The sequence below is a fragment of the Arenibaculum pallidiluteum genome (assembly GCF_017355985.1).
Taxonomy (GTDB): domain Bacteria; phylum Pseudomonadota; class Alphaproteobacteria; order Azospirillales; family Azospirillaceae; genus Arenibaculum; species Arenibaculum pallidiluteum.
Map to the genome: position 1 here is coordinate 58519 of NZ_JAFIQU010000011.1, position 23499 is coordinate 82017.

26 protein-coding genes and 1 pseudogene are annotated in these 23499 nt (G+C 71.5%); 15 read left to right on the forward strand and 12 right to left on the reverse strand.

Annotated elements, in window-relative coordinates:
• Window positions 1-65: 65 nt before the first annotated feature.
• On the forward strand, window positions 66-1118 hold the full coding sequence (gene pyrC, locus JUB13_RS20170) for a dihydroorotase (protein ID WP_207482098.1): 1053 nt from the start codon (window positions 66-68) through the stop codon (window positions 1116-1118).
• A gap of 47 nt (window positions 1119-1165) precedes the next feature.
• Window positions 1166-1849, forward strand: a complete 684-nt coding sequence (locus JUB13_RS20175; protein ID WP_207482099.1) for an orotate phosphoribosyltransferase — start codon at window positions 1166-1168, stop codon at window positions 1847-1849.
• A 71-nt stretch (window positions 1850-1920) separates the two neighbouring features.
• On the opposite strand, the gene JUB13_RS20180 is transcribed toward JUB13_RS20175, so the two are convergent.
• The gene (locus JUB13_RS20180; RefSeq protein WP_207482100.1) at window positions 1921-2967 is read right to left on the reverse strand and encodes an alpha/beta fold hydrolase; all 1047 of its coding nucleotides are present in this window, start codon (window positions 2965-2967) and stop codon (window positions 1921-1923) included.
• A 109-nt stretch (window positions 2968-3076) separates the two neighbouring features.
• Between JUB13_RS20180 and JUB13_RS20185 the strand changes: the two genes are divergently transcribed.
• Together JUB13_RS20185 and JUB13_RS20190 are read left to right on the forward strand one after the other, a co-directional pair.
• Window positions 3077-4321 carry an aconitase X gene (locus JUB13_RS20185; RefSeq protein ID WP_207482101.1) on the forward strand — a complete coding sequence of 415 codons (1245 nt, stop codon included), beginning with the start codon at window positions 3077-3079 and terminating at the stop codon, window positions 4319-4321.
• The gene (locus tag JUB13_RS20190) at window positions 4318-4788 is read left to right on the forward strand and encodes an aconitase X swivel domain-containing protein (RefSeq protein ID WP_207482103.1); all 471 of its coding nucleotides are present in this window, start codon (window positions 4318-4320) and stop codon (window positions 4786-4788) included. Before JUB13_RS20185 ends, JUB13_RS20190 begins: the two co-directional genes overlap by 4 nt.
• Before the next feature lie 7 nt (window positions 4789-4795).
• Here the strand turns inward: JUB13_RS20190 and JUB13_RS20195 are convergent, their stop codons facing one another.
• Window positions 4796-5644: an SDR family NAD(P)-dependent oxidoreductase gene (locus tag JUB13_RS20195; RefSeq protein ID WP_207482104.1), complete on the reverse strand. Its 849-nt coding sequence runs from the start codon at window positions 5642-5644 to the stop codon at window positions 4796-4798.
• A gap of 180 nt (window positions 5645-5824) precedes the next feature.
• On the opposite strand from JUB13_RS20195, the gene JUB13_RS20200 reads away from it, so the two are divergent.
• The 10 genes and pseudogenes from JUB13_RS20200 (at window position 5825) to JUB13_RS20245 (ending at window position 14105) form a co-directional block, all read left to right on the forward strand.
• Entirely contained in the window at window positions 5825-6274 is a 450-nt protein-coding gene (locus JUB13_RS20200; RefSeq protein WP_207482105.1) for a MaoC family dehydratase, read from the forward strand.
• A gap of 62 nt (window positions 6275-6336) precedes the next feature.
• Window positions 6337-7317: a bifunctional riboflavin kinase/FAD synthetase gene (locus JUB13_RS20205; RefSeq protein WP_207482106.1), complete on the forward strand. Its 981-nt coding sequence runs from the start codon at window positions 6337-6339 to the stop codon at window positions 7315-7317.
• Window positions 7314-7979, forward strand: a complete 666-nt coding sequence (gene cmk / locus JUB13_RS20210) for a (d)CMP kinase (protein WP_207482107.1) — start codon at window positions 7314-7316, stop codon at window positions 7977-7979. The genes JUB13_RS20205 and cmk overlap by 4 nt, the downstream gene beginning before the upstream one ends.
• 135 nt (window positions 7980-8114) lie before the next feature.
• Entirely contained in the window at window positions 8115-9836 is a 1722-nt protein-coding gene (rpsA, locus tag JUB13_RS20215) for a 30S ribosomal protein S1 (RefSeq protein ID WP_207482108.1), read from the forward strand.
• Between the two features lie 831 nt (window positions 9837-10667).
• Window positions 10668-10748, forward strand: a pseudogene (locus JUB13_RS32235) (PEP-CTERM sorting domain-containing protein); the annotation flags it as partial.
• Window positions 10749-10922: 174 nt separating this feature from the next.
• Window positions 10923-11204, forward strand: coding sequence for an integration host factor subunit beta (gene ihfB, locus JUB13_RS20225; RefSeq protein WP_207482112.1), 282 nt, complete (start codon window positions 10923-10925; stop codon window positions 11202-11204).
• A gap of 103 nt (window positions 11205-11307) precedes the next feature.
• The gene (locus JUB13_RS20230; RefSeq protein ID WP_207482114.1) at window positions 11308-11700 is read left to right on the forward strand and encodes a lipopolysaccharide assembly protein LapA domain-containing protein; all 393 of its coding nucleotides are present in this window, start codon (window positions 11308-11310) and stop codon (window positions 11698-11700) included.
• Between the two features lie 19 nt (window positions 11701-11719).
• Complete coding sequence (gene lhpI, locus JUB13_RS20235; RefSeq protein WP_207482283.1) at window positions 11720-12655, forward strand: bifunctional Delta(1)-pyrroline-2-carboxylate/Delta(1)-piperideine-2-carboxylate reductase; 936 nt, start codon at window positions 11720-11722, stop codon at window positions 12653-12655.
• A gap of 80 nt (window positions 12656-12735) precedes the next feature.
• Window positions 12736-13464 (forward strand): orotidine-5'-phosphate decarboxylase, encoded by a 729-nt coding sequence (gene pyrF, locus JUB13_RS20240; RefSeq protein ID WP_207482117.1) that lies wholly within the window; start codon window positions 12736-12738, stop codon window positions 13462-13464.
• On the forward strand, window positions 13461-14105 hold the full coding sequence (locus JUB13_RS20245; RefSeq protein WP_207482118.1) for a phosphoribosylanthranilate isomerase: 645 nt from the start codon (window positions 13461-13463) through the stop codon (window positions 14103-14105). Before pyrF ends, JUB13_RS20245 begins: the two co-directional genes overlap by 4 nt.
• 6 nt (window positions 14106-14111) lie before the next feature.
• Here the strand turns inward: JUB13_RS20245 and JUB13_RS20250 are convergent, their stop codons facing one another.
• From JUB13_RS20250 to JUB13_RS20295, 10 genes are all read right to left on the reverse strand, one after another.
• On the reverse strand, window positions 14112-14405 hold the full coding sequence (locus JUB13_RS20250) for a hypothetical protein (RefSeq protein WP_207482119.1): 294 nt from the start codon (window positions 14403-14405) through the stop codon (window positions 14112-14114).
• A gap of 104 nt (window positions 14406-14509) precedes the next feature.
• Complete coding sequence (locus JUB13_RS20255; protein WP_207482120.1) at window positions 14510-14941, reverse strand: response regulator; 432 nt, start codon at window positions 14939-14941, stop codon at window positions 14510-14512.
• 122 nt (window positions 14942-15063) lie between these two features.
• Window positions 15064-16155 carry a mandelate racemase/muconate lactonizing enzyme family protein gene (locus JUB13_RS20260; RefSeq protein ID WP_207482121.1) on the reverse strand — a complete coding sequence of 364 codons (1092 nt, stop codon included), beginning with the start codon at window positions 16153-16155 and terminating at the stop codon, window positions 15064-15066.
• Window positions 16155-17318, reverse strand: coding sequence for a four-carbon acid sugar kinase family protein (locus JUB13_RS20265; protein ID WP_207482122.1), 1164 nt, complete (start codon window positions 17316-17318; stop codon window positions 16155-16157). Before JUB13_RS20265 ends, JUB13_RS20260 begins: the two co-directional genes overlap by 1 nt.
• On the reverse strand, window positions 17318-18337 hold the full coding sequence (gene pdxA, locus JUB13_RS20270) for a 4-hydroxythreonine-4-phosphate dehydrogenase PdxA (RefSeq protein ID WP_207482123.1): 1020 nt from the start codon (window positions 18335-18337) through the stop codon (window positions 17318-17320). The genes JUB13_RS20265 and pdxA overlap by 1 nt, the downstream gene beginning before the upstream one ends.
• Before the next feature lie 7 nt (window positions 18338-18344).
• Window positions 18345-19622, reverse strand: coding sequence for a TRAP transporter large permease (locus tag JUB13_RS20275; RefSeq protein ID WP_207482124.1), 1278 nt, complete (start codon window positions 19620-19622; stop codon window positions 18345-18347).
• An 11-nt stretch (window positions 19623-19633) separates the two neighbouring features.
• Window positions 19634-20221, reverse strand: coding sequence for a TRAP transporter small permease (locus tag JUB13_RS20280; protein ID WP_207482125.1), 588 nt, complete (start codon window positions 20219-20221; stop codon window positions 19634-19636).
• A gap of 11 nt (window positions 20222-20232) precedes the next feature.
• Entirely contained in the window at window positions 20233-21207 is a 975-nt protein-coding gene (locus JUB13_RS20285; protein ID WP_207482126.1) for a sialic acid TRAP transporter substrate-binding protein SiaP, read from the reverse strand.
• A 136-nt stretch (window positions 21208-21343) separates the two neighbouring features.
• Window positions 21344-22189 carry a fumarylacetoacetate hydrolase family protein gene (locus JUB13_RS20290; RefSeq protein ID WP_207482127.1) on the reverse strand — a complete coding sequence of 282 codons (846 nt, stop codon included), beginning with the start codon at window positions 22187-22189 and terminating at the stop codon, window positions 21344-21346.
• 209 nt (window positions 22190-22398) lie between these two features.
• A complete protein-coding gene (locus tag JUB13_RS20295; protein WP_207482128.1) occupies window positions 22399-23130 on the reverse strand; it encodes an SDR family oxidoreductase in 732 nt (243 codons plus the stop codon).
• Between the two features lie 191 nt (window positions 23131-23321).
• Here JUB13_RS20295 and JUB13_RS20300 point away from each other — a divergent pair, with 191 nt between their 5' ends.
• Window positions 23322-23492 carry a hypothetical protein gene (locus JUB13_RS20300; protein ID WP_207482130.1) on the forward strand — a complete coding sequence of 57 codons (171 nt, stop codon included), beginning with the start codon at window positions 23322-23324 and terminating at the stop codon, window positions 23490-23492.
• The last annotated feature ends 7 nt before the right edge of the window (window positions 23493-23499 follow it).

Genomic DNA, 23499 nt, shown 5'->3' on the forward strand with positions numbered 1-23499 from the left:
ATGCGGCGCGGTTGAGCGCCGCCGCCCGAAGGCGTAGAACCCCCGGGCCATTCCGGAGAGAAGCGATGCCCGCGCCCGACCGTCTCGTGATCCGCCGCCCCGACGACTGGCACCTGCACCTGCGCGAGGGCGCCATGCTGCGGGCCGTCCTGCCCTTCACGGCGCGCCGTTTCGGCCGGGCCATCATCATGCCGAACCTGAAGCCGCCGGTGACCACCGTGGCACGCGCCCGGGCCTATCGGGACGAGATCATGGCCGCCCTGCCGCCGGGGGCGGCGTTCAGGCCGCTGATGACGTGCTACCTGACCGACGGGGCCGATCCCGACGAGATCGACCGCGGCTTCCGGGACGGCGACTGGGTCGCGGTGAAGCTCTATCCCGCCCATGCCACCACCAACAGCGCCCATGGCGTCACCGATCTCGCGCGGGTGCGCCCGGTGCTGCAGCGCATGGAGCGCATCGGCATGCCGCTGCTGATCCACGGCGAGGTGACGGATCCCGAGATCGACATCTTCGATCGCGAGGCCGTCTTCCTGGAGCGCACGCTGGCCCCGCTGCTGGCCGAGCATCCGGGCCTGCGCATCGTGCTGGAGCACGTGACGACCGCGGATGCCGTGGCCTTCGTGCGCGCCAACGCCGCCGGCGGGCGGCTGGGCGCCACCATCACGGCGCACCACCTGATCGTGAACCGCACCCACATGTTCCAGGGCGGCATCCGCCCGCATCTCTACTGCCTGCCCATCGCCAAGCGCGAGACGCACCGGCTGGCGCTCCGCGAGGCCGCGGCCTCGGGCGAGGCCTGCTTCTTCCTGGGAACGGACAGCGCGCCGCATCCCATCGCCGACAAGGAAAGCGCCTGCGGCTGCGCCGGCGTCTTCACGGCCCCCTCGGCCATCGAGCTCTATGCCGAGGTGTTCGACGAGATGGGCGCCCTGGACCGGCTGGAGGCCTTCGCGAGCCTGAACGGCCCGCGCTTCTACCGCATGGATCCCAATCCCGGCACGATCACCCTCCAGCGCGGGGGCGAGACCGTGCCCGAGCGCGTGGCCGTCGCCTCGGGCTCCGAAGTCCTGCCCTTCCGGGCCGGCGAAGCGACGCGCTGGCGCCTCCTCGACTGAAGGGGTAAGAGAACCCCCATTCCGCCCTTCCTGCCCGGAGCCCGTCCATGAGCCTTCCCGATCCCGAACTCGTCTCGACCCTGACGGCCCGGACGCTGATCGACATCAAGGCGGTCCACTTCAACGGGACCACGCCGTTCATCTTCACCTCGGGCTGGGCGAGCCCGGTCTACATCGACTGCCGCAAGATCGTCTCCTTCCCGCGGGCGCGCTCGGGGCTCATCGACTTCGCCGTGGCGACGATCCAGCGCGAGATCGGCTTCGAGGGCATGGATTCGGTGGCGGGCGGCGAGACCGCCGGGATTCCCTTCGCCGCCTGGATCGCCGACCGGCTCGGCCTGCCCATGCAGTACGTCCGCAAGAAGCCCAAGGGTTTCGGCCGAAACGCCCAGATCGAGGGGCATCTGCCCGAAGGCTCGCGCACGCTGCTGGTCGAGGACCTGACCACCGACGGCAAGAGCAAGGTGAACTTCGTCAATGCCCTGCGCGACGCCGGCGCCCAAGTGACGGACACCTTCGTGATCTTCCACTACGGCATCTTCCCCGCCAGCCTGGCCACCATGCGCGAGATGGGCGTGCGGCTGCACGCGCTGTGCACCTGGTGGGACGTGCTGCGGGTCGCCAAGCAGTTCAACTACTTCGATACCGCGACCCTGGACGAGGTGGAGCGCTTCCTGCACGCGCCCGTCGAATGGTCGAGCGCCCACGGCGGCAAGTCCGCGATGGAGTGACGGCGGCGCCCAGACCAGGTGTTCGGGGCGAGGCGCTTGGGACCAGGTTTCTGGGACCGTGCCTCGCACCGTCACCGCGTGCCGGCGATCTCGCGCGCGCCGGCCGCGTGCCGGGCCGCGACCTCGGCCAGGAAGGCGTCGATCGGTGCCCAGGCCCGAGCCCGGATCTCCGGCCGCTCCAGCAGCACCTCATGCATGGCGTCGTCCAGCATCACCACCCGGCAGCAGGGATGCAGCGTGGCCAGGCGGCGCTGGGCGTCGGCCGGCACGACCGTGTCGCGGCCCGCTGCAAGCACCAGCAGCGGCACCCGCGTGCGTCCCGCGACCTCCGGCCGTGCGAGCCCGTCCATGGAGCGGAAGGCGGCGTCGAGCCAGCCGTAGGTGACGCCGCCCAGGGCCAGCTCCGGCCGGGCGCGCATCCACAGGTGATGGAGCGCCCAGCAGGCCCTGTCGGTCGTGACGGGATTGTCCCGGAAGAACTTGGCGGCCGGGTCGTAGGGGCGCTGTCCGGGCGCCCAGGCCGAGCCGAAGCCCAGGCGAACCGCCAGCCGCGCCAGCCAGCGCGCGAGCCTGGGCGGGAAGGGGCCGAGGCTGATCTCGGCCATGGGGGCGGACAGGATAGCGGCGTCGGCTGCCTCGGGTTGGGCTGCCAGCAGACGCAGGGCCAGATGCCCGCCCATGGAATGACCCAGCAGCACCAGCGGCCCGCCCGAATGCCGCGGGCGGACGATCCGGTCCAGGTAGGCGGCGAGATCCTCCTCCAGCACGGCGAAATCCGGCGCGTGGCCCCTCATGGAGTCGGGCAGGAAGCGGCTGGACCCGCCCTGGCCGCGCCAGTCGACCGACAGGGTGCGCCAGCCGCGCGCGACGAGCGCCAGCGCGATGGGCTCGTACTTCTCGATGAACTCCGTGCGCCCGCCCAGGAGCACCACCGTGCCCCGCGGCGCCCGGGGCGCCGGCCAGGCGGCGTGGCGGAGCCAGCCTCCGTCCGGTAGGTCCAGGCGGCCGAACTCCGGCTCAGGCCGTGACAGACGGGGCGGCAGCGGGAGATCCGCCGCGCACTCGATGCCGTCCACGAAGATCCCCGCGGCGACCCCCGCCGTCCCGTCCATGTCCATTCTCGCTCCGCCCTAGGGATCCTTGTACCGGAGCTTGCCGCCGGCGCCTATCGCCCGTCCGGAGCGGTGGCATTGACAAGGCGGCGCAGAAGGCTGCGTGTCTTGAGGCATGACGCCCGCACTGTCCCCTTTGGACCGCGACCTCCTCGACGGCGCCCATGGCGAGGCGGCCCGCTTCGCGATGCGCCTTCTGCAGCGCTTCGCCGAGGCCGTCGGCGCCCGCCGCTTCGTGGAGGCCGAGGCCGCCCATATCGACGGATGCCTCTATCTCGGCCGGGTCAGCCTGGACTTCGTCGAGCACCTGCTGCGCCTGGGCGGTCGCGTGCGCGTGCCGACCACGCTGAACGTCGGCTCGGTGGACCTGATCCATCCCGAGCTGTTCCAGGGCGATGCCGCGGTCGGGACCGGCGGCGCCCGGCTGATGCGCGCCCACGAGGAGCTCGGCTGCGTGCCGACCTACACCTGCGCGCCTTACCAGACGATCTTCCGGCCGCGGCCCGGTGCCCAGGTCGCCTGGGCTGAATCGAACGCCATCGTCTTCGCCAATTCCGTGATCGGGGCGCGCACCAACCGCTATGGCGACTTCATCGATCTCTGCTGCGCGCTGACCGGGCGCGTCCCCTATTACGGGCTCCACATGCCGGAGAATCGGCGCGCCCGCGTGCTCGTCGAGATCGCGTCGCTCCCCCCGGAATGGGACGAGGCCGGCCCCGCCTGCATTGCCGTCGGGCACGCAATCGGCCGGCTCTGCGGCGACAGGATTCCCGCGATCCGGGGGCTGCCGGCCGCGGCGAGCGAGGACGACCTAAAGGCGCTGGGCGCCGTCGCGGCCTCGTCGGGCGCGGTCGCGATGTTCCACGCCGTCGGCCTGACCCCGGAGGCCGGCACGATCGAGGCCGCCTTCCAGGGCGAGGCGCCCGAGGAACGCATCCTGCTGACCGCCGGGGATCTCCGGGACATCGTGCGCCGCCTGTCGACCGTGCCGGACGGCATACCGCTCGCGGCCGTGAGCCTGGGGACGCCGCACTTCTCGCTGGACGAGTTCGCGCGGCTGATGCCGCTGCTGGACGGGCCGCGGCCGGCCATCGACATCTATGTGAACACGGGCCGGGCCGTGCTGCAGGAGCTGGAGGCCCGCGGCTGGGCGGATCGGCTGCGCGACGCCGGGGTGACGCTGGTGATCGACACCTGCACCTACGTGACCGCCGTCATGAGGGAGCTGTCGGGGGCAGTGATGACCAATTCCGGCAAATGGGCCTACTACGCACCTGGGAATCTCGGCGTGGACGTGGCTTTCGGCAGCCTCGCGGACTGCATGGCCTCGGCCCGGGCCGGGCGTGTGGTGCGCCGGTGACCCGCACGGCCGCGGCACGCCTTGCGGCGGTCACGCTGGTTCCAGGCCGGGCCGAGGGGCTGGCCTTCGTGCTCGCGGAACCGCTGAGCTTCTGGGGCGGGCTTGATGCAGCCTCCGGGCGGATCATCGACCGCTGGCACCCGCAGGCGGGCGCCGTCGTCGCGGGCCGGATCCTGGTGATGGCGGCCGGGCGCGGGTCCAGCTCGGGCAGCTCGGTCCTGGCCGAGGCGATCCGCCTCGGCACGGGGCCCGCCGGCATCGTGCTGCTGACCCGCGATGCCATCGTGACGGTCGGCGCCATGGTTGCCCGCGAGCTCTACGGGATTTCCTGCCCGGTGGTGACGCTGGCGGAGCCCGCCGACTGGGCCTCGGTCACGGCCGCCGCGCGCCTGTCGGTCGACGCCCTGCCCGTCGACGCCCCGTCACTCGACGTTGGGACGGCGACGGCGGAGATCGCGCTGTCCTGAGCCGCGGTCAGGACCGGCGCGCCGGGGATTCCCCGGCGGCAGCGTCCTCCTCCGTGCCGGCAGGCCGGCTGCGCAGGCCCGACAGGCGGTCGGCCGCGGCGATCAGGCCGGCAAGCCCGCTGGTGGTCAGCCTGCGCGAGAGCAGGAAGGGGCGGAGCGCCATGCGGGTCAGCGGGCCGCGCACATGCACGGTCTCGCGCCCCAGCGCGCCCAGGGCCGCGCGGGCCACCCGGTCCGGGCTCTCGGTCACCGGAAGCGCGCCCATGCGGAAACCCGCCCGCGCCCCGAAATCGGAAGCCGTCGCGGTCGGGCAGACGACCAGCAGGTCGACGGGCTCCCCGCGCAGCTCCTCGTTCAGGGCCTCGCCCCAGGCGAGCAGGAAGCTCTTGGTCGCGGCATAGGTGGCGAGCCATGGCGTGGGCTGGAAGGCGAGCGTGCTCGACAGGATGACGAGCCCCGCACGCCGTCCGCTGGAGCGCGCCCGTCCGATCATGCCGGGCAGCAGGGCGCGCGTCAGGACCGTGGGCGCCACGGCGTTGAGCTCGACCGTCCGGCGCTCGAAATCGGGGTCGTTCTCCAGGTAGCGGCCGAAGGCGCCGATCCCGGCATTGTTGATCAGGAGCTCGATGCCGCGCGCCTCGGCGGCGGCGATCGCGTCGTTCCGGCCCTCGTCGGTCGCGAGGTCCGCCGCCACCGTCTGCACCCGGCGGCCCTGCGCCTCCAGCGTCCTGCGCGCCCGATCCAGCCCCTCCTCGTGGCGGGCCACCAGGATCAGCTCCGTCTCCGCCGGCAGGGCTCGGGCGAAGGCCGCCCCGATACCAGCCGTCCCACCCGTGATCATGGCCGAGCCGTACATCCCCGAGCCCTCCCGTTCCGGTCCTGGCCCCCGCCGATCTGCACACAACCGGGTTGGCCGGCATTCGTCGCGGCATCCGGAGATCTGGGACAAATTCGTGCCGGCAACGGGTTTGACAGCGTCCTCGTGCAAATCCTATACAGGACGAATCATGCTGCGGCGCAACAACGGAGGCGTCCGATGGACCAGGTGCGATCGACCTCGGACGGGCTGACCGGCCACTTCATCGAAGACATCTCCGTCGGCATGACGGCGGCCTTCGCCAAGACCGTGACCGAGGCGGACATCCTGATGTACGCGGGCGTCTCCGGCGACACCAACCCGGTGCACCTGAACGAGGAATACGCCCGCGGCACCATGTTCAAGGGCCGCATCGCCCACGGCATGCTGTCGGCGGGGCTGATCTCGGCGGTTCTGGGGACCCGCCTGCCCGGGCCGGGCGCCATCTACATGACGCAGAACCTGCGCTTCAAGGCGCCTGTGCGCATCGGCGACACGGTCACCGCCCGCGTTACCGTGACCGAGGTCTTCCCGGAGAAGCGGCGGGTCGCCATGCGCACCGAATGCACCGTCGGCGACACGGTCGTGATCGACGGCGATGCGTTGCTGATGGTCCCCAGCCGGGGCTGACCCTATTCACAGGCCCTGCGTTTTCCGCTAAGCCCTCGACCGGGCCGCGAGGAGGGCCCGGCATGCGCCTCTTCCGACATTGGACCGACCTCCCCGCCGACGCGCGCGGGGCCGCCGTCGCCCTCGGGAACTTCGACGGCGTGCACCGGGGCCACCGCGCCGTAATCGCGGCGGCCAGGACGGCGGCGCCGGGCGCGCCGGCCGGCGTGCTGAGCTTCGAGCCACACCCGCGCGAGGTGTTCCGGCCCGACGATCCGCCTTTCCGCCTGACCCCGTTCCGCGCGAAGGCGCGGCTGCTGGAGGAGATCGGCCTCGATCTTCTCTTCGTCCTGCATTTCGACCGTTCTCTGGCCGAGCATTCGGCGGAGGACTTCGTGGAGGAGATCCTCGTCCGCGGACTGGGCGTCGCCCATGTGGCGGTGGGGAAGGACTTCTGCTTCGGCCGCGGGCGCTCGGGCGATGCCGGGCTTCTGAGCCGGCTGGGCGCGCACCATGGCTTCGGCGTATCGGTGGTGCCGCACGCCATGGACCCCGACGGGCGGCCCTTCTCCTCCACCCGGGTGCGGAACGCACTGCGTGCCGGGCGCCCGGGCGAGGCGGCGGAGGTCCTCGGCCGCCACTGGGAGATCGAGGGCCGGGTGGAGACGGGCTTCCAGCGCGGGCGCACGATCGGGTTCCCGACGGCCAATATCGGGCTGGACGGGCACCTGCGCCCCGCCTTCGGGGTCTATGCCGTCCAGGCCGGGATAGACCAGGGACTGGGCACGGTCTGGCGCGACGGCGTCGCCAATATCGGACTGCGCCCGACGGTGGGCGGAACCACGGAGCTGCTGGAGGTGCACCTGTTCGACATGGCCGAGGATCTCTATGGCCGCCATATGCGGGTGCGGCTGGTGGACTTCCTGCGCCCCGAGCGCAAGTTCGACGGGCTGGACGCGCTGAAGGCGCAGATCGCGCAGGATGCGGCGCGGGCGCGAGCGATCCTGTCGCGGCCCGGTGGCGCCGGGACGGCTCCGGGGGGCGGGGAAGGAGCGGGGGCATGAAGGCGGTCGTGATCGCCATCGACGGGCCGGCGGCCAGCGGCAAGGGCACGCTGGCGCGCCGTGTCTCCGATAGGCTGGGCTTCGCGCATCTGGACACCGGGGCGCTGTACCGCGCCGTCGGGCTGCTCACCGCGCGCCGGGGCGGCGATCCCGCCGATCCGGCCGCCGCCGAGGCCGCGGCCCGCGCGCTCGACGCGCAGCAGCTCGCCGAGCTGATGAAGGATCCCGAGCTGCGCGGCGACTGGGCGGCCCAGGCTGCAAGCCAGGTGGGCGCGGTGCCCGGGGTCCGGGCGGCGCTGATGGATTTCCAGCGGGGCTTCGCCGCCCGCCCCCCCGGCGGGGGGGCAGGGGCGGTGCTGGACGGGCGCGACATCGGCACCGTGGTCTGCCCCGACGCCCCGGCCAAGCTGTTCGTGACCGCCGCCGTGGACGTGCGGGCGCGCCGCCGATTCAATGAGTTGCTGGCCCGCGGCGTACCGGCTATATATGACGCCGTCCTTGCGGACATGAAGGAACGTGACGCGCGCGACAGCCAGCGAGCGGTAGCCCCGCTCAGGCCGGCCGTCGACGCTTTCCTGCTTGATACGTCGTCGCTCGACGCCGACGCGGCGTTCGAGGCGGCGCTTTCCTTCATCAGGTCCAAGACCGGCCTTCCCGCCTGACGGCGGCGGCCCGAAGGCCAGGCGCAGAGGACGATTTTGCAAGCCGCCGGGCGTGGTGCCCGGCGCGGCGGCCCGGCCCCTCATCACGAGCGTGCCGACGGGGGTGGGCCGTTGAGATCAACCCAAGGAGTTTCAATGGCACAGGCAGCCACCAACCTCGCCACCCAGGCCCCGAAGGAGAGCTTCGCGGATCTGCTGGCGGAATCGCTCGGGACCGGCGACAGCCTCGAGGGCACCGTCGTCAAGGGCCGGGTCGTCGCGATCGAGAACGACATGGTTCTGATCGATGTCGGCCTGAAGTCTGAGGGCCGGGTCGCGCTCAAGGAGTTCGCAGGCCCCGGCAACCAGGCCCCCGAGCTCAAGGTGGGCGACACGGTCGAGGTCTATCTCGAGCGCTTCGAGGACAAGAACGGCGAGGCCATGCTGTCTCGCGAGAAGGCGAAGCGCGAGGAGGCCTGGACCCAGCTCGAGAAGGCCTTCAACGACCAGCAGCGCGTCGCCGGCGTGATCTTCGGCCGGGTCAAGGGCGGGTTCACCGTCGACCTGAACGGCGCCGTGGCCTTCCTGCCGGGCAGCCAGGTCGACATCCGTCCCGTCCGGGACATCTCGCCGCTGCTGGGCACGCCGCAGCCCTTCCAGATCCTGAAGATGGACCGCTCGCGCGGGAACATCGTGGTGTCGCGCCGCGCCGTGCTCGAGGAGAGCCGCGCCGAGGCCCGTTCGGAGCTGGTGGCCAACCTCAAGGAAGGCCAGGTGCTCCAGGGCGTGGTCAAGAACATCACCGACTACGGTGCGTTCGTCGACCTCGGCGGCGTGGACGGCCTGCTGCACGTCACCGACATCGCTTGGCGCCGCATCAACCATCCCTCGGAGGCCCTGCAGATCGGCCAGACCGTCACGGTCCAGGTCATCCGCTTCAACCCCGAGACCCAGCGCATCAGCCTGGGCATGAAGCAGCTCGAGGCCGACCCGTGGGAAGGCGTCGAGGCGAAGTACCCGGTCGGCGCGAAGTTCAAGGGTCGCGTCACCAACATCACGGACTACGGCGCCTTCGTGGAGCTGGAGCCGGGCATCGAAGGCCTGGTCCACGTCTCGGAGATGTCCTGGACCAAGAAGAACGTCCACCCCGGCAAGATCGTCTCCACCTCCCAGGAGGTCGAGGTCATGGTGCTGGACGTGGATCCGCAGAAGCGCCGCATTTCGCTTGGCCTCAAGCAGTGCCTCGAGAACCCGTGGGAGTCCTTCGTGGACAAGTTCCCGGCGGGCACCGAGCTCGAGGGCGAGGTCAAGAACATCACCGAGTTCGGCCTGTTCGTCGGACTGCCGGGCGACATCGACGGCATGGTCCACATGTCGGATATCGACTGGAACAAGTCCGGTGAGGAGGCGATCGCCGAGTACAAGAAGGGCGATCGCGTCCGCGTGAAGGTCCTCGACGTCGACGTCGAGAAGGAGCGCATCAGCCTCGGCATCAAGCAGCTCTCGAACGATCCGTTCGAGTCCGCCGCCGCCGGGCTGCGCAAGGGCGAGGTCGTCACCTGCACCGTCACCGCCGTCAACGAGAACGGCATCGAGGTTGCGGTCGGCGACGGCTACACGGGCTTCATCCGCAAGGCGGACCTGGCCCGCGAGCGTTCCGAGCAGCGCCCCGACCGCTTCGCCGTCGGCGAGAAGGTCGATGCCAAGGTGACCCAGGTCGACCGTGCGACCCGCCGCATCTCGCTCTCCGTCAAGGCGCGCGAGATGGAGGAGGAGAAGCAGGCCATGGCCGAGTTCGGCTCCTCGGACAGCGGGGCCAGCCTGGGCGACATCCTGGGCGCCGCCCTGCGCCGCAAGCAGAAGGAAGGCGACGAGTAACCCTCGTCAAAATTCCGGACACCGTTCGGGGGCCGCCGCGGGAGACCGCGGCGGCCCCTTCGCGTTTCGGGCGTCGCTCTGTCGGGCGGCTTTACAGCCGGGCCGGGGGTGGCGCTTCGCGATTCCGGAAAAACGAGCTGCGACAATGGTTTGGCGTTTTCCTTCGGGCTTGGCACGGGGGATGCAGAGAGGATCGGCAGGAGGGCCCAGGCCCTGGACCAACCACCCGGCCCGGCCGGGTCCGACCGCAGAATTCATCCTTTGGGAAAAGGCGCCACCATGAAGCTCAGCACCCTCAAGCTCACGCTCGCAGCGGCCGCCATGCTGGCCGCGACCAGCGGCGCGGCCTCGGCCGCCCCGTACATCACCGGCGGCTTCGGCTTCACGGGCCGGGGCGACACCGGCACGACCAAGTTCGAGAACGCGACGCGGATCGACTTCGGCTACGCGAACGAGGACCTGCTGCCGGACACCTACCAGGATGCCGGCAACGGCTACGGCCTCGACGGCACGTTCCGCGTCAACATCGTCAGCGGCTCCTTCAACGGCCTGATGAACTACAAGGGCTGGATCAAGGACATCGACCTGACGACCGCCAATGCAGGCGTGGACAACTTCCTGTCGGTCGGCGGCTTCACCTTCGACCTGACCTCGCTGCAGGTGCTCGCCCACGACGCCCTGACGCTGACCATCGGCGGCACGGGCATTCTCAGCGGCGCCGGCTACGAGGACACCTCGGGCTCGTTCCGGATCTCGCTGAACAACATCCCGGACGAGTACGAGGGCAACTCGACCCGCCGCTTCGACTTCACCTTCTCCGGCATCACCGGCGCCGTGCCGGAGCCGGGCACGCTGGCCCTGCTGGGCGCCGGCCTGGCCGGCTTCGCGGCGGTCCGCCGGCGCAAGGCCTGATCTGCGCCGACACGGGGATCTCGAGCGGACTTGCGGCGGCGCCCGTCGGCGCCGCCGCCTTTTTTCATCGGCATGCGCGGCCCGTGCGCCGCGCAAAAGGCTTTTGCGACAAAGACTTGCCTTGACGGGCGGGGGTGCGGTTGGCAGGCTTCCGCAAAAGGGGAGCCGTCGCCCATGACCAAGTCGGAGCTGATCCAGCGCCTGTCCGAGCGCTATCCCGACCTTTACCAGCGCGATGTCGAGCGCATCGTCTCCACGATCTTCGACGAGATCGGCGAGGCGCTGGCCCGGGGCGACCGGGTCGAACTCCGCGGCTTCGGCGCCTTCTCGGTCAAGCGGCGCGACGCGCGGGTCGGACGGAACCCGCGAACCGGCGCCAGCGTTCAGGTCACCGAGAAATACGTTCCCTTCTTCAAGACCGGCAAGCAGCTGCGCGAAAGGCTGAACACGGACTGACCGGCGCGGCCGCCCGGCGCTGAAGCCGCCTGCCGCATCCGGTCTCCGCTTTCGGCCGCAGCCCGGCCCCCCGCCGTTCCGTACCCAAGGGAGGACCTTCCGCGTGCGCATCCTGTCCTGGCTCGTCGCCATCCCGGTGGCGCTCGTCGCGATCTCCTTCGCCCTGTCGAACCGGGACCTCGTGACGCTCTCGCTCTGGCCGTTGCCCTTCACCCTCGACCTTCCGGTCTATCTGGTCGGCCTCGCCGGCATCCTGGTGGGTTTCGTCGCGGGCGGGCTGGTGGCCTGGCTCGGCCAGCACGGCAGCCGCAGCGCGGCACGGCGCGAGCGTCGGCGGGCCGAGCGCCTGGCGGGCGAGCTGGAGGCCGCGAGGAAGGCCCGCGCCGATGCCGACCGCCGCCTGAACGAGGCGGCGCGCCAAGTCTCGCAGGCGACCGCGCTGCTTCCCCACGATCCGGCGGCCCGGGGCGAGCGCCTGCGCCTCGCGGCGCGCTGAGGGCCGCCCCTTGACCGCCATGCGCTTCGTCGGCGCGGCCGAGATCGAGCGCGCGCTGGACTATCCCTCGCTGGTCGACGCGCTGCGCGAGGCCTTCCGCGCCGGATGCAGCCTGCCTCCCCGCCATCACCACGAGGTCGAGGTGCCCGGCGGCACGCCGGGGACGCTGCTGCTGATGCCGGCTTGGCGCCCGGGCGGCGCCATGGGCGTCAAGATCGTCACGGTGTTCCCGGACAACGGCACGCGCGGACTGCCGGCGGTGCTGGGCAGCTACATGCTGGTGGACGGGGTCACCGGCGCACCGCAGGCGATCCTCGATGGCCGCATGCTGACCGTGCGGCGCACCGCGGCGGCCTCGGCCCTGGCTGCCTCTTATCTCGCGCGGAAGGATGCCGCACGCCTGCTGGTGGTCGGCACGGGCCAGCTCGCCCCGCAGCTCGCCCGCGCCCACGCCGCCGTGCGGCCCATCCGCGAGGTTCGCGTCTGGGGGCGCAGCCGGGACAAGGCCGCGGCCGTGGCGGCCGAGCTGTCGGCGGCCGGCCTCGCGGCCGAGGCGGCGACCGACCTGGCGGCGGCTGCCGCCTGGGCGGACGTGGTGACCTGCGCGACGCTGGCCAGGGAGCCCATCGTCCAGGGCGCCTGGCTGCGGCCGGGCGCGCATCTCGACCTTGTGGGCGGGTTCACGCCCGCCATGCGCGAGGCCGACGACGAGGCCGTGCGCCGCGCCTCCGTCTGGGTGGACACGCGCGAAGGCGCCCTGCACGAGGCCGGGGACATCGTGCAGCCCATGGCGTCGGGGGTCCTTGCAGCCGAGGCCGTCCATGGCGATCTGTTCACCCTGTGCCGCGGCGAAGCGCAGGGGCGGCAGGACGAGGCCGAGATTACCCTTTTCAAATCGGTCGGCACCGCGCTAGAGGACCTTGCGGCGGCCGAGCTCGCCGTCGCCCGGGCCTGAAGGCCCGGTCCATGCGTGCCCGCCACCCCGGGATCTCCCGGGGCGCCGCCGCACCCGGGAAATCCCGGAAGGGGGAATTCATGCGTCCGGCTGATCGCGTCTTCGTCGCCATCGACACGACCGGGATCGCGGAGGCCCGGCAGCTCGCCGCGGTCGTCGCGGACCATGTCGGCGGGCTGAAGCTCGGGCTCGAGTTCTTCATGGCCCAGGGTCCGGCGGGAATCCGCGCCGTGATCGGAGATGCCGGGCCGCCGCTGTTCCTCGACCTGAAGCTCCACGACATCCCGAACACGGTGGCGGGCGCGATCCGGTCGGTGGCGCCGCTCGCACCCCGGTTCCTGACGGTGCATGCCTCGGGCGGGCCGGCCATGCTCCGCGCAGCCGCCGATGCGGCGGGCGAGGCGGCCGCCAAGGCAGGCGTCACGCCGCCGCGCCTGCTGGCGGTGACGGTCCTGACCAGCCTGGACGAGGGCGACCTGGAGGCGGTCGGGCAGCGCGGTCCCGTGCTGGAGCAGGTGCTCCGGCTGGCCGAGACCGCGCAGCGCTCCGGCATCGACGGGGTCGTCTGCTCGCCGGCCGAGGTCACCGCCCTGCGCGCCCGCTGCGGCGCCGGGCTGACGCTGATGGTGCCCGGCATCCGGCCCGCGGGCACGGCGGTGGGCGATCAGAAGCGGGTCATGACCCCGGCCGAGGCGGTCGCGGCCGGTGCAGACTTCCTGGTGATCGGCCGGCCCATCACCCAGGCGGGGGATCCCGCGGCGGCGGCCCGCGGAATCGCGGCGGAGCTGGCCGCGGGAGCGCCGGCATGACGGTCCAGGCCAAGATCTGCGGCATCACCGATCCCGCGGCCCTCCAGGCCTCGATCGACGGGGGCGCTCGCTGGATCGGGCTCGTCTTCTTCGAGCGCTCGCCCCGCCACATCGCGGCGCCGCTGGCCGCCCAGCTCGCCCGGATGGTGCCCACAGGCGTGCGTACCGTGGGGCTCTTCGTGGACCCCGACGACGCCTATCTCGAGCACGTGGTCACCCAGGTGCCGCTGGACATGATCCAGCTCCACGGAGCCGAGACGCCCGAGCGGGTCTCAGCCATCAAGGAGGCCTGGGGCCTTCCCGTGATGAAGGCCATCAAGGTCTCGGACGCCGCGGACCTGGACGCGGCCGCCGCCTGGGCAGGGGTGGCCGACCGCCTGCTGTTCGATGCGAAGCCGCCGGCCAAGGTGACGGCCCTGCCGGGCGGCAATGGCCTCAGCTTCGACTGGACGCTGTTGCGCGGACGGGACTGGCCAACGCCCTGGATGCTCTCGGGCGGGCTGACGCCCGGCAACGTCGCCGAGGCGGTGCGCATCAGCGGCGCCCCCGCCGTCGACGTCAGCAGCGGCGTGGAGACCCGGCCGGGCCACAAGGACCCGGACCTGGTGCGCGCCTTTCTCGGCGCCTGCGCCGCGCTTTAGCGCAGCTCAGCTCTCGGCGCCCTTGCCGGTGTCGGGGCGGTCGTCTGGCTGGTCGGCGGGCTGGTCCGCGGGATCGCCCGGAGGCAGGTCGGTGTAGTCGCCCTGCGACACGCCCATGCCCGCGCCCGAACGGCCGACGCTGACGGGCGTGGTCACGCCCCGGTCCAGGTCGGCGCCCTGGTCAGTGCCACCGGGCGTGCCCTGGTCCGTCTCCAGCGGATGGTCGATGGAGATGCGGTCGAAATGCCGTTCGATGCTCTCCGGACCTGTCTGGTTCTCCTGGCGGTCGCGCGTTCCCATGCCGGGGCTCCGTCCTTTCGGGGGGTGGGCCCGGTCAACATGGCAGGGGCGCCGGTGGTTCCCGGAACGCTTCCTGTGCGCGCCTGAGCCGCCAGGGAGCGTCTCTACGCCGATCGCGCCTCCAGGAGCGCCTCGCTGGCCTCGAAGGGCTCCAGCGCACTCGGCCAGGCCGCGGGCGGCTCGCCCTTCAGCGCGCGGCCGACCGCGTCCACCGCGGCCACCAGCTCCGCGTCGCTGAACGGCTTGCTCAGGCAGCCGACCGCCCAGCCGCGGATGGCTGTCCTGTCCGGGCAGCCGCCGGTCACGAACAGGACCGGCACGTGGTGCTCGCGCCAGAGCGTCGCCGCGAAGGCGGCCCCGTCGCCATGGCCGAGCAGGCCGATATCGACCAGGGCAAGGTCGGGCCCCTGCCGGGCGTCCCGGGCCGCGGCGCGGACATGGCCGGCAACGCCCACGACCTTGTGGCCGGCCGCTTCGAGGGTGTCGCGCATGCCCATGGCCGTGACGGCGTCGTCTTCCACGATCATCAGGTTCATCGCGTCCCCTCCCAGTTCGCCCGGGCGGGCCAGGGGCCGCCGGGCGGCAAGCGGGAGAACAGGGGGTGATGGGACAGGGTTCCTTTCGCGCCAGGACGGAACCCGGGATGCGCGGACGGTGGTCACACGGCGCGGATCGCCTCCAGCCCCTGCCAGTCGAAGACGATGCCGTGGCCGGGCCGGTCGGGCGCCGTCGCCTTGCCGTCGACGATGCGCAGCGGCTCGGCGATGTAGCGGTCCAGGCCGAAGCCGTGGGCCTCGAGATAGCTGCGGTTGGGGCACGCCGCCAGCAGGTGGACGGTGATGTCGTGCGCTCCGTGCGAGGTGACGGGCAGGTTGAAGGCCTCGGCCAGGTGGGCGATCTTCATGAAGGCCGTCACGCCGCCGCAATTGGTGACGTCGGGCTCGGGATAGGTCACGCCGCCCCCCGCGATCAGGTGGCGGAAATCCCAGAGCGTGCGCAGGTTCTCTCCCGCGGCGATGGGCAGCCCGCCCTCGCGCACGACCCGCGCATGGCCCGCGAAATCGTCGGGAACGATCGGCTCCTCCAGCCAGACGAGGTCGTGTGGCGCAAGCGCGCGCGCCGCGCGGATCGCCTCGTCCACGGTCCATTTCATGTTGGCGTCGGCCATCAGCGGGAAGTCGCCGCCGAGATGGGCGCGCATCGCAGCCACGCGCTCGACGTCCTCCGCCAGCCGGGCGCGGCCGACCTTCATCTTGATGGCGCGGAACCCGCGGGCGAGATTGCCGTCGGTCTGGCGCAGCAGCGCATCGAGCGGCAGGTCCAGGTCGATGCCCCCGGCATAGCAGGGAACCCGGGGATCGTGCCCGCCCAGCAGCCGCCACAGCGGCAGGCCCGCGCGCCTGGCCTTGAGGTCCCACAGCGCGATGTCCACGGCCGACAGCGCCAGCACGGTGGGCCCGCCACGGCCGCCGTAATGCGTGCCCCACCACATCTTCTGCCAGAGATGCTCGATGCGGTCCGCGTCCTCGCCGGTCAGCAGCTCGGCCATCTCGCGAGACAGCGTCGCCTCGATGGCGGCGCCGTTCCGGCCGACCGTGAAGGTGTAGCCGACCCCCTCGGCACCCTCGGCATCGCGCAGCCGCACAGTGTTCAGCTCGAAGGCGCGCATGGCCCCGTGCATGCTGTCCGTCAGGACCTCGGGCAGCGGAATGCGATAGAGCGCGCTCTGGACGGAGGTGATCGCGGGCATCACGGGACTCCTCGGTTGGGGCTCAGCATGCCGGCCAGGCGCAGGAGCGTGTCGTCCCCGCCGAAGCCGCCGGACTTGGCCAGGATCTGGAGCGGCGCCGCACCCCCGGCGCTGCCCAGCGGAACGCCGGGCAGCGCCTCGCCCAGAAGGCGCAGGCCGGGCGCACGAAGCGCCGCGAGCACCGCGAGGGCCGTGTCGCCGCCGGCCAGCACCAGCCCCGTGAGCTGCAGCCGCCCGGCCAGTTCGGCCGCCATGGCGCCGAGCCGGACGGCGACCGTCCCGGGATCCGCCGCGGGGGCCGCGGCGGCGACCGCCACCAGGCCGCCGCCCGCGGAGCCGAGGGCGTCCGCGACCGCACCGGGGACGATGCGGCCGGCAGGCGCGGGCAGCACGGTGCCGCCGGCCATCCGAAAGGCATCGAGCTGGCGGGCCGTCTCGTCCGTGCGCGACCCCAGCACCGCGAGCCAGGAGCCGCGGGCCGGCGCGACCGGGGCGCCGGGCGACCCGAACATGGCGCGGGACATGGCGGCGCCCAGCCCGGCCGCGCCGGCGGGAAGCACCTCTCCGGACCGCGCCAGGCACCAGGAGGCGATGCGGTCCAGGTCCGAATCGTCCTCGGCATCGGCCAGGATCAGCGCGCCGGCTTCCGGCTCCGTGGCGCCGCGCGGCCAGGCGCCGATCCTCAGTCCCGGCGCCACCGCCGCGAGCGCCTCGGCGATCGGGATCGCCGGTGGGGGCGAGCGCAGGTCAAGGGACGCGCGGGACTGCGCGAGCGGAGTGCCGCCCACCAGCACGGCCCCTTTCCGGAAGGTCCGCCCCTGCGCGGGCACGGCCGGGCAGAGCAGCGCGCGCGGGCGTCCGGTCTGGGCCAGCGCGGCCAGCAGCTCGGCGGCGACGGCGCCACGCAGCGTCGAATCCACCTTCTTGAAGAGGATGCCCCCGCCGGGGGCGAGCCCACGGACCGCCGCGCGGACCCGACCGGCCGCCGCCGCCGGCATCAGATGGCGCGAATCCGTGCTGCAGGCGATGACGTCCAGCTCCGCCGCGATGTCCGAGGCGTCCAGCACGAAGCCCGTGCGGGCGCCCGCCGCCGCCGCGGACGCGGCCGTATCCAGCGCGCCCGTCACGTCGTCGGCGACGATGGCGAGGCGCGGGCGGGTCATCAGCTTCCGGCGGCCGGGGAGGCCGGACGCGCCGCCATGCGGCGGCCATAGGCGATGGCGGCCTTCATGTTGGTATGGTCGGCCCGGCCCTTCCAGGCGATGTCGAAGGCGGTGCCGTGGTCGACGGATACGCGTCGGATCGGCAGGCCCAGTGTGACGTTCACCGTGGTGTCGAAGGCGATCAGCTTCGCTGGGATATGGCCCTGGTCGTGGTATTGCGCGACCACCAGGTCGAACTCGCCGCGGACGGCGCGGTAGAAGACGGTGTCGCCGGGAACCGGTCCCGTCACCGCGATCCCCTCGGACCGCGCGGCCTCGATGGCGGGGGTGATGCGCTCGATCTCCTCGGTGCCGAAGAGCCCGCCCTCGCCGCTGTGGGGGTTCAGGCCCGCGACCGCGATGCGCGGCCGCTCCAGCCCGATCTCGCGCATATGGGCGTGGCCGGTCCTGATGGTGGCGAGAACCCTTTCGGTGGTGCCGCGCTCCGTCGCGCCGCGCAGCGAGACATGGGTCGAGACATGGATCACCGACAGCCGCTCGGAGGCCAGCAGCATGAAGGAGGGCAGGCCGCCGCAGAGATGGGCGAGCAGCTCGGTGTGCCCCTCGAAGCGGTGGCCGGCCGCGTGCATTGCCGACTTGTTCAGGGGGGCGGTGACCATGGCCGCGCTCGCGCCCTCGCGCTGGAGCTCGGCCGCCCGGACGACGCAGCGGTAGGCGGCGTCCCCGCCGGCCGCCGAGACGGCCCCGTCGCGCAGCTCCTCCAGGCCGTCCACCGGGACCGGGGCGATCGCGACCGCCCCGGGCTCCCCACCCGACTCCTCGGCAAAGCGGAGATCCGCCCCCACGAGGGCCGCGGCCCGGGCCATCACCCGCGGGTCGCCGGCAACGATGACGGCGGCACGCTCCCCGGGCGGCATCTCTGCCAGGGCGCGGCAGATGATCTCCGGTCCGACGCCGGCGGGATCGCCCATGGTGATCGCGATCCGCGCCGGCCGGCCGGCGGCTGGTGGGCGGCTCATCGCCGGCTCACCGGTAGATCAGGGTCGGAAGCCACATGGAGAAGTCCGGCCAGTAGGTGACGAGCGCCAGGATGATCAGCAGCGGCACGAGGAAGGGCGCGCAGGCCTTCGCGCATTCCTCGAAGGGGATCCGCGCGACCCTGGACAGGATGTAGAGCACCATGCCCACGGGCGGCGTCAGCAGCCCGATCATGAGGTTCAGCACCATCAGGATGCCGAACTGGACGGGATCGACGCCGATCTGGGCCATGATCGGCAGCAGGACCGGCACCATGATCGTGATGGCGGCGATCGTCTCCAGGAAGCAGCCGACGAAGAGCAGCAGGAGGTTGACCAGCAGCAGGAGCAGGAACGGGTTCGTCGTCAGCCCCAGGACCCAGGCCGACAGCATCTCCGTCACCCGAGCCGAGGTCAGGATCCAGCCGAAGATCGAGGCCGCGGCCACGATGATCAGGATCACCGAGGTCGTCTCGATGGTCTCCATGCTGACCTTGACGAGCTCGCGCCAGGTCAGCGTCCGGTAGACGGCGATGCCCAGGAACAGGGCCCAGGCCACCGCGGCGATGGCCGCCTCGGTGGGCGTGAACATGCCGCTGACCATGCCGCCGATCAGGATCACCGGAGTCATCAGGGCCAGGAAGGCCTGCTTGAAGCTCTGGCCAAGCACGACGACCGAGAAGCGCGCGTCGCGCTGGTAGCCGCGGCGCCGCGCCACATAGGCGACGTAGAGCATCAGGATCAGCGCCATGCCCAGGCCCGGGACCACCCCCGCGGCGAAGAGCTGGCCGACCGACGCGTTGGCCATGACCCCGTAGATCACCAGGGGCAGCGAGGGCGGGATGATCGGGCCGATGGTCGAGGACGCGGCGGTGAGGCCGACCGCGAAGCGATCGTCGTAGCCGTGGTCCCGCATGGCCTTGATCTCGATGGTGCCGAGGCCGCCGGCATCGGCCACGGCCGTTCCCGACATACCCGCGAAGATCACCGAGCCCGCGACGTTGACATGGCCGAGCCCGCCCCGCATCCAGCCGACCAGCGCCACCGCGAAGGTGTAGATGCGCTCGGTGATCAGGGCAGAGTTCATCAGGTTGCCGGCCATGATGAAGAAGGGGATCGCCAGCAGCGGGAAGCTGTCGATGCCGTTCACCATCCGGTGCAGCACGACGACGTCGGGCATGCCGACCATCCAGACATAGGCGAGGGACGAGCCGGCGAGCGCGACCGCGATGGGCACCCCCGAGAGCATCATGACCAGCAGTGACCCGAAAAGGACGACGAGCGGCATCGGGCCCTCCCTTAGGCCGGAAAAGCGGCGACGCGGCGCCAGGCGGACTGGACGGCGCGCAGGGCCATGAGGACGAGCCCGGCGAGGACGACCCAGTAGAGCAGGCTCATGGGCAGGTCGATCACCGACATCGGCTGGAACTTCATGGCCTGCGTCAGGCGCCAGGCCAGCCACGCCGAATAGGCATAGAAGCCGACGGTCACGACGTCGCAGACCGACAGGACCACGGCGGAGAGCCGCGGCGGCAGGTAGTTGTGGAAGAACTCGACCATGATGTGCGAGCGGCGACGGACCGCCATGGCGCCGCCAAGGAACGCGGTCGCGATCAGCAGGTAGCGCGCGCCCTCTTCGGTCCAGGTGAAGCTGTCGTTCAGCACGTAGCGCGTGAAGAACTGCAGGAACACCACGAAGGCCAGCGCCCAGAAGACGATGAAGGCCGGAATGTCCTCGATCGCAACCGAATGGTCGCGCTCGTCCTCGAGGCGGGCGTCCAGCGGGATGTCGAGGGCGGTCGGCAGCGGGCCCGGGGTGGAGGCGGGCGCCATGGCGCCCACCCCCGAACCCGTTCCCTCGGCGGCCCGGTTCGCGGTCTCGCGCATCGGGCCTCCGCTCACTTGATCGCCTGGAGACGGTCGTACTGCTGCTTGTTCCAGGGAACGCCGTCGCCGAGATGGGCCTTTGCGACGGTCGCCCGGAAGGCCTCGCGGTCGGGCTTGTGGACGGTCGCGCCCAGCTTCGTGAAGCCGGTGACGAGGTCCTGCTCGGACCTGATGATCTCGGCGTCGGAGCGCTCGCCGGCCTCGGCCAGGACCTCGGAGAAGATCTTCTTGTCCTCGGCCGAGAGCCGGTTCCAGGTGGGCGCGCCGATGATCGTGAGCAGGCTCTCGGTGATGTGGCCGGTCAGGCTGATCACGGGGCTCGGCTCGTAGAACTTCTTGGCGAGGATCGTGGGAAGCGGGTTCTCCTGGGCGTCGACCGTGCCCTGGGCCAGGGCCAGGTAGACCTCGGCGAAGGCGATGGGCGTCGCGTTGGCGCCGACCGAGCGCGGGAACATGACGTACATGGGCGCGTCGGGGACGCGCAGCTTCATGCCCTTCATGTCCTCGGGCTTGTTGATCGGCTTCTTGGCGGTGACGTGCCGCTCGCCGTAGTAGATCATGGTGACGATCTCGTTGCCCGTCGCCTTCTCGTAGCCGGCGGCGAGCTCGTTGAAGAGATCGCTCTTCGTGTAGGCCTTCCAGTGGTCGAAATCGCGGAACATGTAGGGCGCCGCGGCGATCGCCAGGGCCGGGTAGGAGCGCGCCGCGAAGTTGGTGCCAGTGTAGATGATGTCCACCGTGCCCAGCGTCAGGCCCTGGTTGATGTCGGATTCCTTGCCCAGGGACGAGGCCGGGAACACGTCCATCTCGTAGCGCCCGTTGGTGCGCTTCTTGATCTCCTCGGCCGCCCAGAGCGCCGCCGTGTGATACGCCTCCGAGGTCTCGTAGACATGGGCGAACTTCAGCTTCTGCGCCGCCGCATGGGCCGAGGCCGAGAAGGCCATGGCGGCGAGCGCCGCCGCGCCGAACACGATCGCTTTCCTCATGACGCGTCTCCTCTCCGTTTTGGTTGTGCTGGCCGCCTGTTTCAATCCGGCGGAACCTTGGGGTCGGGGCCGGCGATGCCGGCCCCGGCTCAGATGCTGCGCAGCTCCTGCCTCGCCTGTGCGGCCACGGGACCGCTCAGTCGGCCGCGCGGACGGCCTGGCGCTGCTCGCCCAGGCCCTCGATGCCCAGGCGCATGCTCTGGCCCGGCTTCAGATAGACCGGCGGCTTCTGGCCCATGCCGACGCCCGGGGGCGTGCCGGTCGAGATGATGTCGCCGGGCTGCAGCGACATGAACTGGCTGAGATAGCTCACCAGCATCCGCACGCCGTAGACCATGGTCTCGGTCGTGCCGTCCTGGTAGCGCTTGCCATCGACCTCGAGCCACAGCTTCAACCGCTGCGGGTCCCGGACCTCGTCGGCCGTGACGAGCCAGGGGCCGATGGGCCCGAAGGTGTCGGCGCTCTTGCCCTTGACCCACTGGCCCGACCGCTCGGTCTGGAAATGCCGCTCGGAGACGTCGTTGACCACGCAGTAGCCAGCCACGTGATCCATGGCGCTGGCCTCGTCCACGTATTTCGCAGGCTTGCCGATCACGACGCCGAGCTCGACCTCCCAGTCGGTCTTCACGGAATTGCGCGGGATCTCGACGGTGTCGTTGGGGCCGCAGACGGCGCTGGTCGCCTTCATGAAGACCACCGGCTCCGGGGGCACCTGCATGCCGGACTCGGCCGCGTGGTCCGCGTAGTTCAGGCCGATGCAGATGAACTTGCCGATCCGGCCGACGCAGGGGCCGATGCGGGGGTCGCCCTCGACCAGCGGCAGCGTCGTGGGGTCGAGGCCGCGCAGGCGGTCCAGCGACGCCGGCAGCAGCGCCTCGCCCGCGATGTCCGGCACGACCGCCGAGAGGTCGCGGATCCGACCCTGGGCATCCAGCAGCCCGGGCTTCTCCTGGCCCGGCGGGCCGTAGCGCAGCAGCTTCATCCTGACAGTCCTCTTCTGGGATGCCGCGGCGCTCTGGCGCCGGGGCGATGGTTGTGTACGGCCCGCGGGCAGGGCCGATGCGGGCTCCTTGGCGGGCTCCAGATTGCTAATATATCAGTTTGACGGGCAAGGCGATTGTCCGTTCCGTCAGCGACCTGTCCTCCTGCGCCTCCCCGGCCTCCCGCCGCGCGGCATGGATGACCGTCCGCTCACAAGGTCCAGCCGCCGTCGATCACGTTGATGGTGCCGGTGGTGAAGGCGGACTCGTCCGAGGCCAGGTAGAGGGCCAGCGCCGCGATCTCCTCGGGCCGGCCGAGCCGCCCCATGGGCTGGCGCGCGACGAAGGCGGTCCGGGCGGTCTCCGCGTCGCCCTGGGCCGAGATGCGCTCGTCCAGCGACGGCGTCTGGACCGTTCCCGGGCAGATCGCGTTGCAGCGGATGCCCTGGCGGATGAAATCGGCGGCGATCGCCTTCGTGAGGCCGATCACGGCGGCCTTGCTCGTTCCGTAGACGAACCGGTTGGGCGCGCCCTTCACGCTGGAGGCGGCCGAGGACATGTTGACGATGCTGCCGCCGCCCCGCTCGATCATGGCGGGCAAGAAGGCGCGGCACATGCGGAACATGGACCGTACGTTCAGGTCCATGGTGAAGTCCCAGTCGGCGTCCGAGCAGTCGAGGATCGTCCCGTGGTGCACGAAGCCCGCGCAGTTGAACAGCACGTCGATCGCGCCGATCTCCCGGGCCGCCGCCCGGATCGCGGCGTCGTCCCGGACGTCGAGGCGCCGGACCTCGATCCCGCGCGCCAGGCTCTCCAGCGTCGTCTCGTTCACGTCGGTCGCGATGACCCGCGCGCCCTCCGCCGCGAAGGCGAGCGCCGTCGCCCGCCCGATACCCTGGCCCGCCGCGGTAATCAGCGCGGTCTTGCCCGCCAGCCTCGCCATCTCGTCCGTCTCTCCCGATACGCTGCGCTCCAGGCCACCTGGTCGCGCGAAAATCTGATCGGAGTTGCGCGCTGCTGGCAAGACGGAAAGTTGGATGGCCGAATCGACCACTTAGGTGCTAGGCGGCGGGAACCGGAGAGCCCGTCCGGGGTTGGTCGGGCAAAGCACCGCTGCCCGAGGAGGACCGGGGGATGAGGATGCGCAGAACCTTCCTGGCCATGCTGCTGGCGGTCTCCGGATGCGCCATGCAGGGGCCGGACCTGGCCCGGCAGGAAGGCGGCAGCGGGCTTAACGAGCTTCAGGCCGGCACCAGCAGGGTGCAGCGGCAGGCCCACGGAGCGCCTTCGGATCCCGCCCGCTGAGCCGGCA